The 13737-nt window shown below is 66.0% G+C and carries 13 protein-coding genes; 8 read left to right on the top strand and 5 right to left on the bottom strand.

The window, feature by feature from the left end; all coding sequences use genetic code 11:
* Window positions 1-91: 91 nt before the first annotated feature.
* Window positions 92-742, bottom strand: a complete 651-nt coding sequence (gene fsa, locus MTR62_RS00455; RefSeq protein WP_244016234.1) for a fructose-6-phosphate aldolase — start codon at window positions 740-742, stop codon at window positions 92-94.
* Between the two features lie 185 nt (window positions 743-927).
* Window positions 928-1968 (bottom strand): DUF4197 family protein, encoded by a 1041-nt coding sequence (locus tag MTR62_RS00460; RefSeq protein WP_244016236.1) that lies wholly within the window; start codon window positions 1966-1968, stop codon window positions 928-930.
* A gap of 196 nt (window positions 1969-2164) precedes the next feature.
* On the opposite strand from MTR62_RS00460, the gene MTR62_RS00465 reads away from it, so the two are divergent.
* The 6 genes from MTR62_RS00465 (at window position 2165) to MTR62_RS00490 (ending at window position 9654) form a co-directional block, all read left to right on the top strand.
* Window positions 2165-4342: a primosomal protein N' gene (locus MTR62_RS00465; RefSeq protein WP_244016238.1), complete on the top strand. Its 2178-nt coding sequence runs from the start codon at window positions 2165-2167 to the stop codon at window positions 4340-4342.
* 469 nt (window positions 4343-4811) lie between these two features.
* Window positions 4812-5366, top strand: coding sequence for a F0F1 ATP synthase subunit delta (locus tag MTR62_RS00470; protein ID WP_244016240.1), 555 nt, complete (start codon window positions 4812-4814; stop codon window positions 5364-5366).
* A 26-nt stretch (window positions 5367-5392) separates the two neighbouring features.
* Window positions 5393-6922 carry a F0F1 ATP synthase subunit alpha gene (gene atpA / locus MTR62_RS00475; protein WP_244016242.1) on the top strand — a complete coding sequence of 510 codons (1530 nt, stop codon included), beginning with the start codon at window positions 5393-5395 and terminating at the stop codon, window positions 6920-6922.
* A 106-nt stretch (window positions 6923-7028) separates the two neighbouring features.
* Entirely contained in the window at window positions 7029-7910 is an 882-nt protein-coding gene (locus MTR62_RS00480) for a F0F1 ATP synthase subunit gamma (protein ID WP_244016244.1), read from the top strand.
* A gap of 25 nt (window positions 7911-7935) precedes the next feature.
* The gene (gene atpD, locus MTR62_RS00485; protein ID WP_244016246.1) at window positions 7936-9393 is read left to right on the top strand and encodes a F0F1 ATP synthase subunit beta; all 1458 of its coding nucleotides are present in this window, start codon (window positions 7936-7938) and stop codon (window positions 9391-9393) included.
* A gap of 3 nt (window positions 9394-9396) precedes the next feature.
* Complete coding sequence (locus MTR62_RS00490) at window positions 9397-9654, top strand: ATP synthase F1 subunit epsilon (protein ID WP_244016248.1); 258 nt, start codon at window positions 9397-9399, stop codon at window positions 9652-9654.
* A 94-nt stretch (window positions 9655-9748) separates the two neighbouring features.
* On the opposite strand, the gene MTR62_RS00495 is transcribed toward MTR62_RS00490, so the two are convergent.
* Window positions 9749-10048 carry an HNH endonuclease gene (locus MTR62_RS00495; protein ID WP_244016250.1) on the bottom strand — a complete coding sequence of 100 codons (300 nt, stop codon included), beginning with the start codon at window positions 10046-10048 and terminating at the stop codon, window positions 9749-9751.
* A 134-nt stretch (window positions 10049-10182) separates the two neighbouring features.
* Between MTR62_RS00495 and MTR62_RS00500 the strand changes: the two genes are divergently transcribed.
* Entirely contained in the window at window positions 10183-11706 is a 1524-nt protein-coding gene (locus MTR62_RS00500) for a CpaF family protein (RefSeq protein ID WP_244016252.1), read from the top strand.
* A gap of 44 nt (window positions 11707-11750) precedes the next feature.
* On the opposite strand, the gene MTR62_RS00505 is transcribed toward MTR62_RS00500, so the two are convergent.
* Window positions 11751-12476 carry an SDR family oxidoreductase gene (locus MTR62_RS00505; RefSeq protein WP_244016254.1) on the bottom strand — a complete coding sequence of 242 codons (726 nt, stop codon included), beginning with the start codon at window positions 12474-12476 and terminating at the stop codon, window positions 11751-11753.
* A gap of 147 nt (window positions 12477-12623) precedes the next feature.
* On the opposite strand from MTR62_RS00505, the gene MTR62_RS00510 reads away from it, so the two are divergent.
* Window positions 12624-13493: a helix-turn-helix transcriptional regulator gene (locus MTR62_RS00510; RefSeq protein WP_244016256.1), complete on the top strand. Its 870-nt coding sequence runs from the start codon at window positions 12624-12626 to the stop codon at window positions 13491-13493.
* A gap of 9 nt (window positions 13494-13502) precedes the next feature.
* On the opposite strand, the gene MTR62_RS00515 is transcribed toward MTR62_RS00510, so the two are convergent.
* On the bottom strand, window positions 13503-13709 hold the full coding sequence (locus MTR62_RS00515; protein ID WP_244016259.1) for a hypothetical protein: 207 nt from the start codon (window positions 13707-13709) through the stop codon (window positions 13503-13505).
* Window positions 13710-13737 lie beyond the last annotated feature (28 nt).

Below are 13737 nucleotides of genomic sequence, written 5' to 3' on the forward strand. Positions count from 1 at the left end.
TCCGGCGCCTTCACCAGGTTTCTGATCCGAATGCGAACGACCCAGGCCCTAGCCCTCGCCATTCGCGTCCGAACCGGTCAGCAGGACCCGATCAGATCGACTGTCCGGTTTTCGCCCAGTCGGCGAGGAAGCCCTCGATGCCCTTGTCGGTCAGCACGTGCTTGAACAGGCTGAGGATGACCTTGGGCGGCATCGTCGCCACGTCGGCGCCGATCTTTGCGCACTGGAGCAGGTGGATCGGATGGCGGATCGAGGCGGCGAGGATCTCGGTCTCGAACGCGTAGTTGTCGTAGATCACGCGGATGTCCTCGATCAGCTGGATGCCGTCGAAGCCGTTGTCGTCGTGACGGCCGATGAAGGGCGAAATGAAGCTCGCGCCCGCCTTGGCCGCGAGCAGCGCCTGGTTGGCCGAGAAGCACAGCGTGACGTTGACCATCGTGCCATCCGACGTCAGCGCCTTGCAGGTCTTGAGGCCATCGACGGTGAGCGGCACCTTGATGCACACGTTGTCGGCGATCTTGCGCAGGATTTCCGCCTCGCGCATCATGCCCGCATGGTCGAGCGCGACGACTTCGGCGCTGACCGGACCATCGACGATTTCGCAGATTTCCTTGGTGACTTCCATGAAGTCACGCCCCGACTTGGCGATCAGCGAGGGGTTGGTGGTCACGCCATCGAGCAGGCCGGTGTCGGCCAGTTCCTTGATGTCGGCGATTTCGGCGGTGTCGACGAAGAATTTCATGGGAATATCCTGACTGGGCCGGGCTGCCGGCTGGCCTTGAGCCAGACCGGAACGGTATTGCCACGGCGCGGTGGGCCTTAGCGCTTGGGCGATTCTGCGCAGCCCTATAGGCGCACCGCTGGCCCGCGGCTAGGCCCTGAAATCGGCGCGGCAATCGGCGCTGCAATCGGCGCTGCGGCGCAGCGTCAGGCGCCGCGCCCTTCGAGCGCGAACTCGCTGCGCCTGACGCGCTGCCAGATCGCGGCGTCGGTGGCATCGGCGATCTGCGCCGCCAGCGCCGCGCGCGCGCCGGTGTCGAGCGTCTTGAGACAGCCCATCACCGCCGGATCGCGCGAAGCTGTCAGCGCGGTATAGATACGCTCCTGCAACGTGTTGACCGACGCGCTGCCCAGCGTGCGGTGAACGAAATCGGTCACCGGCATCTGGCCCTTGAACTTTTCCTGACCGTACTTCATCGGCACTTCCTCGGCCGCCTCGGCGAGGAACGGCTCCATACTCAGCGCCGCAGCATAGGCCACCTGATTGATCGCGCGCTGAAGCGCCTCGTCCTGACCGCGTACCGCCAGGGAACCGGCCAATGAAACGGGCAGCGGCAGGCGCGAGGCACCATTCCAGAACCCGCCACTGGCGCGCAGCGCGGCAAAGGCCTGATCGACCGAAGCCTGAAGCAGCTTGCGCCCCTTGAGCCCCTTGGCGCCGACGTAGATATTGTTCTTCGCGCGCGCCGCCTCGCTGCGGCGCAGCTGCGCCAGGCGTGCTTTTTCTGCCTTTTGCTGTGCCTTGCGCGCCTGCGCCGCCGCGCGGGCCTCGGCCACCACTTGCGCGGTCTCGTTCGCCGGACGCCGGGTCTTCACCGGCTTGCCCTCGGACGCACCCTGTGGCGCGGACAAGGCCAGCGCGTCCTCGCCGGCCTGCGGCGCCGTCACGGTCGGCGTTGCGGTTTCCCGCGCGGTGGGCGCGGAAGGCGCCGCCGCCGCACGTTCGTCCTTGCGCCCGCGCGCGCTGTCACCGGCCGCATCCAGCGCACTGCGCGCCTCGTAAGCCTTGATCGATTCGTCCGAATGGAGGAGCGACTTGCATCCCGAAAGCGCGCCGAGCGCGATCAGCGCACACCCGCCGATCAGCGCGCTGCGCAGGAAGCCTCTACCGCCGCGAACCGCGCCCGGCACCGCGGCAACGCCCCTGCAGAGCGCACCGCGCGCCAGCCCATTCGAATACACCTGCATGTTCGCACACCTTCAATTCTAAGAATATTCAGAAACAAGCGCTAGGCACGCCACGTAACACAGGTGTTCCAGCTCTTTTGCAGTAACGTTACCAGAGCACGCAGGCCACTGTTTCCATGCGATCGCGGCGCCATCCCCAACTGCGCGCCCCTCGTGCCTTTTCGACCGCGCATCACCATGCCTATATGCAAGCGCGATGTCCCGTGTCCGTCTCCTCGTCTTTAACGCCGCGCTGGGCGTACTCGACTACCGCGTGCCCGAGGGAATGACACTCGCGCCGGGCAGTGTGGTGATCGCCCCCCTCGGCCCCCGGCAGGTGCTCGGCGTGGTGTGGGAGCCCGAACGGCTGCCCGGCATCGACGTGCCCGAAGCCAAGCTGCGCAACATCCTCGAGGTCCTGCCGGTCCCACCGCTCAAGGCCGAGTTGCGCCGCCTGATCGAATGGACGGCCGACTATTACTGCGCCCCGCTGTCCTCGGTCGCCCGCATGGCGCTAGGCTCGATGGCGGCGCTGCGCGGCGGCGGGACGACCACCGAATACCGCCTGACCGGGGTCGAGCCCACCCGCCTCACCCCCCAGCGCGCCGCCGCGCTCGACGCGCTCCAGCACGAGCAGGCCTCGATCCGCGAACTCGCCGAACGCGCCTCGGTTTCCGAAGGCGTGCTGCGCGGGATGGTCGGCGCCGGATTGCTCGAAGCGGTCACCGTCGATCTCGACAAGCCCTACCCGCGCGCCGACACCGCGCACCACGTGCCCCGGCTCAACGAGGAACAGCGCCGCGCCGCCGACGCCTTCATCGAGGCCGTCCACGCCGACCGGTTCACCCCCTTCCTGCTCGACGGGGTGACTGGCTCGGGCAAGACCGAGACTTATTTCGAAGCCGTCGCCGCCGCGCTCGACGCGGGCAAGCAGGTGCTCGTGCTCCTGCCCGAGATTGCGCTGACCGAAAACTTCCTGCGCCGTTTTGAAGAGCGCTTTGGCGTCGCGCCGATCCAGTGGCATTCCTCGCTCAAGGCGAGCGAGCGGCGGCGGGCCTGGCGCGCGATCGTCAACGGCCCGGCGAAAGGCGGCGCGCAAGTCGTCGTCGGCGCGCGCTCGGCCTTGTTCCTGCCTTATGCGCGCCTCGGCCTCATCGTCGTCGACGAGGCGCACGAAGTCTCGTTCAAGCAGGACGACGGGGTGCGCTACAACGCGCGCGACGTCGCGGTGATCCGGGCCCGCTTCGAAAAGGCGCCGGTCATCCTTGCCAGCGCCACGCCCGCGCTGGAATCGATGCAGCTCGCCGAAACCGGGGTCTATCGCAAGATCGAACTCGCCGCGCGCTTCGGCGGCGCCCAGCTGCCCGACATCCGCATCGTCGACTTGCGCAAGGAAGTGCCCGAGCGCGGCCGCTGGCTCGCCCCCTCGCTGGTCGCCGAGATGAAGACCCGGCTGGAGCGCGGCGAACAGTCGCTGCTGTTCCTCAACCGGCGCGGCTACGCCCCGCTCACCTTGTGCCGCAACTGCGGCCACCGCTTCCAGTGCGCGCACTGCACCGCCTGGCTAGTCGAGCACCGCTTTACCCAGCGCCTTGCCTGCCACCACTGCGGCCACGAGGAGCCCGTGCCCGACGCCTGCCCCGAATGCGGCGCGAAGGACTGCCTCGTCGCCTGTGGCCCCGGCGTTGAGCGCATTGCCGACGAAGTGGCCGAGATCCTGCCCGAGGCGCGCACCGCGCTGATTACCTCGGACACCATGAACAGCCCCGAGGCGATCGCCGAATTCGTCGCCAAGGCCGAGGGCAAGGCGATCGACGTGATCGTCGGCACCCAGCTCGTCACCAAGGGCTACCATTTCCCCGAACTCACGCTGGTCGGCGTGGTCGACGCTGATCTTGGCCTTGAGGGCGGCGACCTGCGCGCGGCCGAGCGGACCTACCAGCAGGTCGCCCAGGTCGCCGGACGCGCCGGGCGCGGCGAAAAGCCGGGCGAAGTGCTGATCCAGACCCGCCACCCCGAGGCGCCCGTCATCGCCGCGCTGGCGGCGGGCGACCGCGACGCTTTCTACGCCGCCGAAACCGAAGCACGCCGCGACGCCGGTGCGCCGCCGTTCGGCCGCTGGGCGGCGATCATCGTCTCTTCCGAAGATCTCACCGAAGCGCGCGACGCCGCGCGCGCGATCGGCGGCACCGCGCCCGACCTGCCCGACATGCTGGTGCTTGGCCCTGCCCCAGCCCCGCTTTCGCTGCTGCGCGGACGCCACCGCTTTCGCCTGCTCATCAACGCGCGCCGCTCGGCCGAACTGCAAAAGATTCTGCGCCAGTGGCTCGAGCCCCTGCAGTTCCCACGCGGCGTTCGGGTCAACATCGACGTCGACCCCTACAGTTTCGTCTGAAGGCCTTTCGCGCGACAGCCACCCACCTTCTTGCGAATCCTCCTCGCAAGTGCTGCGCGCCCTGTTGGACAAAAGAACGAGACCGCGCGATGAGGCCCACCCTCACCGGACGCCAGAGGTGAAATTCAACGCCGCCCAATTTCTCCTGACGCAACTGCAAAACACGACCGCGCAACACAACTTCCACCGTGTAATTGCGTACGTTTTACAGCGATTGCCGCAAGGCTTCTCAACACCTTCGGACCCTTGGCAAGGCTCTTTGCACCGTGTTACTGTGAACGCTATCTTTAAACCCCGCGCGCGCAGGTGTGAGCTCCCCCCCGCCACGACTTCGCGCACAAGCCTCTCGGCGCACCTTGCATCGTCGCACTATCGTCGCTATGCGCGCCCCGTCTGCAGGCCGGGGGGACTTGCTTTTCAAGTTTCCCTATCAGTGCCTCAGCCCACCCGATGTAAGGATAGGACACGCGTGGAGAACTCCGGCGGAATCAAGGCCAGCTTGCAAGGACGGTACGCTTCGGCGCTGTTCGAACTTGCCAGCGAGAACGGCACCGTAACGACAGTCGAAGGTGACCTCGACAAGACCGGTCAGGCGATTGCCGGGAGCGCGGACCTGGCCGCCCTGATTCGCAATCCCGAGATCAGCCGCAAGGATTCGCAAAAGGCCATCGAAGCCGTTGCCGACCTCCTCGCGCTCTCGCCGCTGACCAAGAACTTCCTCGGCGTACTGGCCGACAACCGCCGCCTTTCGGCGCTGCCCGAAATGATCGCCGCCTTCAGTGCGATCGCGGCGGCTGAACGCGGCGAGGCCAGCGCCGATGTGGTCTCGGCCCATGCCCTCGACGACGCGCAGGTCGAACAGCTTCGCCAGAAGCTCGAAGCGCGCGAGGGTCGCAACGTAAAAATCAAGACGAGCGTCGACCCGGATCTTCTTGGCGGCCTGGTCGTCACGATCGGTTCGAAGCGTATTGACAGCTCGATCCGCACCCGTCTCAATTCGCTCGCCCAGGCCATGAAGGGCTGAGAAAGGCCCAAGAGGAACTAAACGCAATGGATATCCGCGCAGCAGAAATCTCGAAGGTCATCAAGGACCAGATTGCCAACTTTGGCACCGAAGCCCAGGTTTCGGAAGTGGGCAAGGTGCTCTCGGTCGGTGACGGTATTGCCCGCATTCATGGCCTCGACAAGTGCCAGGCTGGCGAAATGGTCGAATTCGCCAACGGCGTTCAGGGCATGGCGCTCAACCTCGAAGCCGACAACGTCGGCGTCGTGATCTTCGGCTCGGACGCCGAGATCAAGGAAGGCGACACCGTCAAGCGCACCGGCACCATCGTCGACGTGCCGACCGGCAAGGGCCTGCTCGGCCGCGTCGTCGACGCGCTCGGCAACCCGATCGACGGCAAGGGCCCGGTGATGTACACCGAGCGCCGCCGCGTCGAGACCAAGGCTCCTGGCATCATCCCGCGCAAGTCGGTGCACGAACCCGTGCAGACCGGCCTCAAGGCGATCGACGCCCTGGTCCCTGTCGGCCGTGGCCAGCGCGAGTTGATCATCGGTGACCGCCAGACCGGCAAGACCGCCGTCGCGATCGACACCTTCATCAACCAGAAGGGTCCGAACCAGAGCGACGACGAGAACAAGAAGCTCTACTGCATCTATGTCGCCGTCGGCCAGAAGCGCTCGACCGTCGCGCAGATCGTGCGCCAGCTCGAAGAGAACGGCGCGATGGAATACTCCATCGTCATCGCCGCGACCGCTTCGGAGCCCGCACCGCTGCAGTACCTCGCGCCCTACACCGGCGCTGCCATGGGCGAGTTCTTCCGCGACAACGGCATGCACGCCGTGATCGTGTACGACGACCTTTCCAAGCAGGCCGTCGCCTACCGCCAGATGTCGCTGCTGCTGCGCCGTCCGCCGGGCCGCGAAGCCTACCCCGGCGACGTGTTCTACCTCCACAGCCGCCTGCTCGAGCGTGCGGCCAAAATGAGCGACGAACACGGTGCCGGCTCGCTGACCGCGCTGCCGATCATCGAGACCCAGGCGGGCGACGTCTCGGCCTACATTCCGACCAACGTGATCTCGATCACCGACGGCCAGATCTTCCTTGAAACCGGCCTGTTCTACCAGGGCGTGCGTCCGGCCATCAACGTGGGCCTCTCGGTCAGCCGCGTGGGCGGTTCGGCCCAGACCAAGGCGATGAAGAAGGTGGCCGGCTCGATCAAGCTCGAGCTCGCGCAGTACCGCGAAATGGCGGCCTTCGCGCAGTTCGGTTCGGACCTCGACGCCTCGACCCAGAAGCTGCTCAACCGCGGCGCGCGCCTGACCGAGCTGCTCAAGCAGCCCCAGTTCTCGCCGCTGCCGTTCGAAGAGCAGACCGTGTCGATCTTCGCGGGCACCAACGGCTACCTCGACGCGGTCGCGGTCAAGGACGTGGTACGCTACGAGGCCGACATGCTCAGCTACATGCGTTCGGAATACGCCGAGGTGCTGGGCGAGATCCGCGACAGCAAGAAGTTCGAGGGCGAGGTGAAGGACAAGACCGTCGCCGCGCTCGACAAGTTCGCCAAGACCTTCGCATAAGCCTTTGCGTCGCCCCGGTGAAAGCCGGGGCCGCACCCGGCAAGGCGAGAAGTCTGGCCGCACACGATCCCGGCTCACCGCCGGGATGACGAATGGAGAAAATTGAGTGGCTTCGCTCAAGGAACTCAAGGGCCGGATCAACTCGGTCAAGTCGACCCAGAAGATCACCAAGGCCAAGCAGATGGTCGCGGCGGCCAAGCTGCGCAAGGCGCAGGAATCGGCCGAACAGGCGCGCCCCTACGCCGCTCGCCTGACCGACGTGATGGGCTCGCTCGCGAGCAAGATCACGATCAGCGAGAACAGCCCCAAGCTTCTTGCCGGGACCGGCAGCGACCAGGTTCACCTGCTTGTCGTCGCCAACTCGGACAAGGGCCTGTGCGGCGCGTTCAACTCGAACATCGTCAAGGCCGCGCTGACCAAGGCGCGCAGCCTCGAGGCTGAGGGCAAGACCGTGCTGTTCTACCTCGTGGGCCGCAAGGGCCGCGCGGTGATCAAGCGCGAATTCCCCAAGCAGATCGTGCACATGTTCGACACCTCGAACGTGCGTGAGCCCGGCTTCAACGAAGCCGAGCAGATCGCGGACGAACTGGTCGCGCTCTACGAGAAGGGCACGTACGACATCGCGCACCTGTTCTACGCGAAGTTCCGCTCGGCGCTGCTGCAGGAGCCGACCGGCCAGCAGATCATCCCCGTGCCCACCCCCGCGGCCAGCGCCAACACGGCGGCCAGCGATGCGGTGACCCAGTACGAACCGGAGGAGGAGGAAATCCTCGCCGCACTGCTGCCGCGCTACCTCAAGACCCAGCTTTTCGGTGCCCTGCTGGAGAACGCCGCATCCGAACAGGGTGCGTCGATGACGGCCATGGACAACGCCACGCGCAACGCGGGCGACCTGATCCAGAAGCTGACCATCCAGTACAACCGCAGCCGCCAGGCCGCGATCACCACCGAACTCGTTGAAATTATCGCGGGCGCGGAAGCGCTCTAAGACATCGCAGGCAAGGAAACCTCAAATGGCCACTGCACCCGTGTTTAACCAGACTACCGCCGGCAAGATCAGCCAGGTCATCGGCGCCGTCGTCGACGTCATCTTCGAGGGCGAACTGCCCCCGATCCTCACCGCGCTCGAGACCAGCAACAACGGTCAGAAGCTCGTGCTCGAAGTCGCCCAGCACCTGGGTGAGAACACCGTGCGCACGATCGCCATGGACAGCACCGACGGCCTGACCCGCGGTCAGGACGTGTCGAGCACCGGCAAGCAGATCTCGGTGCCGGTCGGCCCCAAGACGCTCGGCCGCATCATGAACGTCATCGGCGATCCGATCGACGAGCTTGGCCCGATCGGTTCGGACATGCACGCTCCGATCCACGCCGAAGCCCCCCCGTTCATCGACCAGTCGACCGAAGGCGCGATCCTGGTCACCGGCATCAAGGTCATCGACCTTCTCGCGCCTTACGCCAAGGGCGGCAAGATCGGCCTGTTCGGCGGCGCGGGCGTGGGCAAGACCGTGCTCATCCAGGAGCTCATCAACAACATCGCCAAGGGCCACGGCGGCGTGTCGGTGTTCGCGGGCGTGGGTGAACGTACCCGCGAAGGCAACGACCTCTACCACGAATTCCTCGACGCGGGCGTCATCGCCAAGGACGAGAACGGCGTTGCCACCTCGGACGGTTCGAAGGTTGCGCTCGTTTACGGCCAGATGAACGAGCCGCCGGGTGCGCGCGCCCGCGTTGCGCTCTCGGGTCTGACCATGGCCGAGTACTTCCGCGACCAGGAAGGCCAGGACGTGCTCTTCTTCGTCGACAACATCTTCCGCTTCACCCAGGCGGGCGCCGAAGTTTCGGCTCTGCTCGGCCGCATTCCTTCGGCCGTGGGCTATCAGCCGACGCTCGCCACCGACATGGGCCAGCTGCAGGAACGCATCACCTCGACCACCAAGGGCTCGATCACCTCGGTCCAGGCGATCTACGTCCCTGCTGACGACCTTACCGACCCCGCGCCGGCCGCTTCGTTCGCCCACCTCGATGCGACGACGACGCTCAACCGCGCCATCTCGGAGCTGGGCATCTACCCGGCGGTCGACCCGCTCGACTCGACCTCGCGCGTTCTCGAACCGCGTATCGTGGGCAACGAGCACTACCAGACCGCCCGCGCCGTCCAGTCGATCCTGCAGAAGTACAAGTCGCTGCAGGACATCATCGCCATTCTCGGCATGGACGAACTGTCGGAAGAAGATAAGCTGACCGTGGCGCGCGCGCGCAAGATCCAGCGCTTCCTTTCGCAGCCGTTCCACGTCGCCGAGGTCTTCACCGGCATCTCGGGCAAGTTCGTCCAGCTCGAAGACACCGTGAAGTCGTTCAAGGCCGTCGTCGAAGGCGAATACGACCACCTGCCCGAAGCCGCCTTCTACATGGTCGGTGGCATCGAGGAAGCGGTCGCCAAGGCCAAGAAGCTCGCCGAGGACGCCTAAGCCATGGCGCTGCACTTCGAACTCGTCACGCCGGCCAAGCTCGTTCGTTCCGAAGAGGTCCACATGGTGGTCGTCCCCGGCACCGAAGGCGAGTTTGGCGTGCTGGCAGGCCACGCGCCCTTCATGTCGACCGTCGCGGACGGCGCGCTCAAGGTCTACAAGACTGAGAACGCCGCGCCCGAAGAGATCGTAATCTCGGGTGGTTTCGCCGAAGTCGGCGACAAGGGCCTGACCGTCCTGGCCGAGCACGTCGAAGGCTGATCGCCTTCGCATATCGTCCATGAAAAGGGGCGCCCCGCTTCGGCCGGGCGCCCTTTTTTCATGACTCATGCACACGCTCCGAGCGCACCACCGCTCAGCGGCGCTTGCGCGTCGGCGCGTGGAAGTCGGCTGGCTTGTCCGCGATCCAGGCGAGAAAGCGCGCGATCTCCACGCGCTCGCGCAGCCTCGCCACATCACCGCCGATGCGCGCCAGTTCGGCGTTGGCAAAGCTAGCGTGCAGCGTGCGATGGCAGATCCGATGGACGGGCTCGGTCGTGCGCCCGCCCCGACTTTTGGGCACCGGATGGTGCCACTCGATCCGACGGCCGAGCGCGCGGCCGCACAGCCAGCACGGAATTTGCGCGAGGTCCTCCATGGCCTGAGAGATAGGCATCGGACAAACCTTTGCACAAGGGTGGCAAACGCGCAGCCCCATTAGGAAGTTATCAAAGTTTCAACCTTAACCTCGGCCCTTGAATGAAGATTTCGCCCGGCCACGTCCGGGTGCGGACAGGGTTGAACAAGACGATGACGGCATTCGGGCGGCGTAGCGGAATGGGCGGCTTGGGCCAGGGCACGCGCCCGGCGTTCGGCGTTGCCAAACCGCTCAAGGGCACGGCTGCGGGCCTGGAGGGCAAGGCCTCGGGCGCGCCGGTTCCGGGCGGAGACGCCTTTCCACCCCTGCCCGGCGCCGATGGCGCCCCGAGCAAGCAGAACCTGCGCGACGATGCCATGACGCGCCTCGCCGACCGCGCCAACGCGATCCACGAAACGCAGGAGCAGGACAGCTTCGAAGCCTCGATCCACAAGATCAAGGAACAGGTCCTGCCCCGCCTGCTCGAACGCGTCGACCCCGAAGCCGCCGCGACGCTCACCAAGGACGAGCTGTCCGAGGAATTCCGCCCGATCATCATCGAGGTCCTCGCCGAGCTCAAGATCACCTTCAACCGCCGCGAGCAGTTCGCGCTCGAGAAGGTGCTGATCGACGAATTGCTCGGCTTCGGTCCGCTGGAGGAACTGCTCAACGATCCCGACGTGTCGGACATCATGGTCAACGGGCCCAACCAGACCTACATCGAAAAGAAGGGCAAGCTGCAGCTGGCGGGCACCAAGTTCCGCGACGAGCAGCACCTGTTCCAGATCGCCCAGCGCATCGTCAACCAGGTCGGTCGCCGCGTCGACCAGACCACGCCTCTGGCTGACGCGCGCCTCAAGGACGGCAGCCGCGTCAACGTGATCGTGCCGCCACTGTCGCTGCGCGGCACCGCGATCTCGATTCGTAAGTTCTCCGAAAAGCCGATCACCATCGACATGCTCAAGGACTTCGGCTCGATGTCCGAAAAGATGGCGACTGCGCTCAAGATCGCGGGCGCGTGCCGCATGAACATCGTCATTTCGGGCGGCACGGGCTCTGGCAAGACGACGATGCTCAACGCGCTGTCCAAGATGATCGATCCGGGCGAGCGCGTGCTGACGATCGAGGACGCGGCCGAACTGCGCCTGCAGCAGCCGCACTGGCTGCCGCTCGAAACGCGCCCCCCCAACCTTGAAGGCCAGGGCGCGATCACCATCGGCGATCTCGTCAAGAACGCGCTGCGTATGCGTCCCGACCGTATCATCCTGGGCGAAATTCGCGGTGCGGAGTGCTTCGACCTGCTCGCCGCGATGAACACCGGCCACGACGGTTCGATGTGTACGCTCCACGCCAACTCCCCGCGCGAATGCCTGGGGCGTATGGAAAACATGATCCTGATGGGCGACATCAAGATCCCCAAGGAAGCGATCAGCCGCCAGATTGCGGAGTCGGTCGACATCATCGTTCAGGTCAAGCGCCTGCGCGACGGTTCGCGCCGCACCACCAACATCACCGAGGTCATCGGGATGGAGGGCGACGTGATCGTAACGCAGGAACTGTTCAAGTTCGAGTATCTCGACGAGACCGACGACGGCAAGATCCTGGGCGAATTCCGCGCCTCGGGCCTGCGCCCCTACACCCTCGAAAAGGCCCGCCAGTTCGGCTTCGACCAGGCCTATCTCGAAGCCTGCCTGTAAGGCTCCGACAGGGGCGACCGGCTCGGGCCGCCCCTGCTTCTGCCCTAGCCCGTTACGCCAAGGCTCAGCCCGCCGTCGCAGACCAGCACCGCGCCGTCCATGAAGCCGTTCCCGACCAGAAAGGCAATCGCATCGGCGACGTCGTCCGGACGCCCGTTGCGCCCCGCTGGCGTGCGCGCCGCATAGGCCTCGAGTGCCTGCGATCGCTCGGGCTCGGGATAGCTGTCCCACCACGGAGTGACGATGACGCCCGGCGAAACCGCATTTACCCGCAAGGGACGCAGTTCGGCGGCCAGGATCGGTACCAGTCCGCGCAGCGCGGAATTGGCCGCGCCTGTTCCCGCCAACCCCGGAAAGGCCGCATGTGCGGAAACCGCGGCCACGAACGTGATGCTCCCGTGCGATGCCATCACGCCCAGTGCGGCCTGGGCGCACGCATAATGCGCAAAGACCTTTTCCTCGAAGCCCAGCTTCATCAGCGCGACATCTGAGGTTGCAAAGGGACCGACACCATGGCTGGTCCCCAGCGCCAGCACCAGATGATCGATGATGCCCAGCCTTTCGAAGGCCGGCGCCAGATCGTCGATCCGCGTCGCATCCAGGACCAGCGTTTCGACCCGCGCCTCATCACCCGATGCCTCGCGCGCGGCGACCAGTCTCGCCGCGCTTCTCCCGGCGATCGTCACCCGTGCGCCATCGCGGCTGAGACGCCGCGCGGTGGCAAGGCCGATCCCTGAGGAACCTCCGATAATCACGACATGGTCTGCCATAGCCTCTTCCTTTCACGCCTGCTTCACCCCATCACGAACACCATGCTGCGACGGGCGGTCGCCCCTTTTGCAGACGGACCGGAGCGCAAACAGTTTTGGACGGATCATGGTATCGGCTAGTTCCAGGATCGTGATCGAGGACATGCCATGACGACCCAGCCCACCATCAACGCAGCGCCGCGCACCGACGCCGCGCCCATGCGCGAGGCGGGCGAATTCCTTCGCTCGCGGCGCGAACGTCTCAAACCGGCCGATGTCGGGCTACCCGACGGGGCACGGCGGCGCACGCCAGGGCTCCGCCGCGACGAGGTCGCGATGCTCGCTGGAATCGGAACGACCTGGTACACCTGGCTGGAACAGGGCCGCGACGTCCATCCCTCGCTCGAGGCTCTTGGCGCTCTTGCACGCGCACTGCGGCTCGATCCGCTCGAGACCCTCCACCTTTTCACGCTCCACGGCCGGGCCATGCCCCAGGACAGTAGCCCGCCGCCCGAGACAGTGCCTGCCTCGCTCCATCGAATGCTCGATGCGATGACCGCGCAGCCCGCGCTGGTCCTCGGGCGGCGCTGGGACGTACTGGCCTGGAACGCGGCGGCAAGCGCGGTGTTTGGCGACTATCAGGCGATGGAGGGACTGCAGCGCAACGCGCTGCACATGCTTTTTCTCGATCCCCGGCGCCGCGACATGCTGATCGATTGGGAAGCCGTCGCGCGCAGCACCCTGGCGATGTTCCGGGCCGATTGCGCACGGCACGCGGCCGATGCCACATTTCGCGCGCTGATCGACCACCTCCTCGCCGAGAGCCCGAAGTTCGCCGAGTGGTGGGGCCATTGCGAGATTGCACAGCCCCTGTCGGGTCTCAAACGGATCAGGCACCCCGAGATCGGCGAAATCCACTTCGAGTACGCCAGCTTCCTGCTCGACGATACGCCCGATATGAAGCTCACCGTTTTCACGCCGATCGATGGCGCGGGCCATGCCGATCGGTTGCGCGCGCTCCTCGAACGCACGCGCTGACGCACCGCGTCAGGCCGCCAGCCCGTCGCGCAGCGCAAGCCCGATCAGCACGAGTGCGCCCAGCGTGGTGAGCAGGCTCAGCACGTTCCAGGGCATGAACCCCACCGCCTCCAGATTGCGACGGCGCAACCGGCGGCGCTCGGCAATGCTCGCCGCGGCGGCCATCAGCGCCAGCACCACACCGGCGCCGAGCATGATCTGATCGGCAGTATCCATCCCTGCCCCTTGCCCCGAAGCGCACGGA

The sequence above is a fragment of the Novosphingobium organovorum genome (assembly GCF_022832435.1).
In the GTDB taxonomy this organism is placed as follows: domain Bacteria; phylum Pseudomonadota; class Alphaproteobacteria; order Sphingomonadales; family Sphingomonadaceae; genus Novosphingobium; species Novosphingobium organovorum.

Bases quoted from the DNA above. Each gene is read 5' to 3' on its own strand.
- MTR62_RS00510 (WP_244016256.1), top strand. From the start codon at position 12,624: ATGACGACCCAGCCCACCATCAACGCAGCGCCGCGCACCGACGCCGCG.
- atpA (WP_244016242.1), top strand. From the start codon at position 5,393: ATGGATATCCGCGCAGCAGAAATCTCGAAGGTCATCAAGGACCAGATT.
- MTR62_RS00495 (WP_244016250.1), bottom strand. From the start codon at position 10,048: ATGCCTATCTCTCAGGCCATGGAGGACCTCGCGCAAATTCCGTGCTGG.
- MTR62_RS00460 (WP_244016236.1), bottom strand. From the start codon at position 1,968: ATGCAGGTGTATTCGAATGGGCTGGCGCGCGGTGCGCTCTGCAGGGGC.
- MTR62_RS00505 (WP_244016254.1), bottom strand. From the start codon at position 12,476: ATGGCAGACCATGTCGTGATTATCGGAGGTTCCTCAGGGATCGGCCTT.
- MTR62_RS00465 (WP_244016238.1), top strand. From the start codon at position 2,165: ATGTCCCGTGTCCGTCTCCTCGTCTTTAACGCCGCGCTGGGCGTACTC.
- fsa (WP_244016234.1), bottom strand. From the start codon at position 742: ATGAAATTCTTCGTCGACACCGCCGAAATCGCCGACATCAAGGAACTG.
- MTR62_RS00500 (WP_244016252.1), top strand. From the start codon at position 10,183: ATGACGGCATTCGGGCGGCGTAGCGGAATGGGCGGCTTGGGCCAGGGC.
- MTR62_RS00515 (WP_244016259.1), bottom strand. From the start codon at position 13,709: ATGGATACTGCCGATCAGATCATGCTCGGCGCCGGTGTGGTGCTGGCG.
- MTR62_RS00490 (WP_244016248.1), top strand. From the start codon at position 9,397: ATGGCGCTGCACTTCGAACTCGTCACGCCGGCCAAGCTCGTTCGTTCC.
- atpD (WP_244016246.1), top strand. From the start codon at position 7,936: ATGGCCACTGCACCCGTGTTTAACCAGACTACCGCCGGCAAGATCAGC.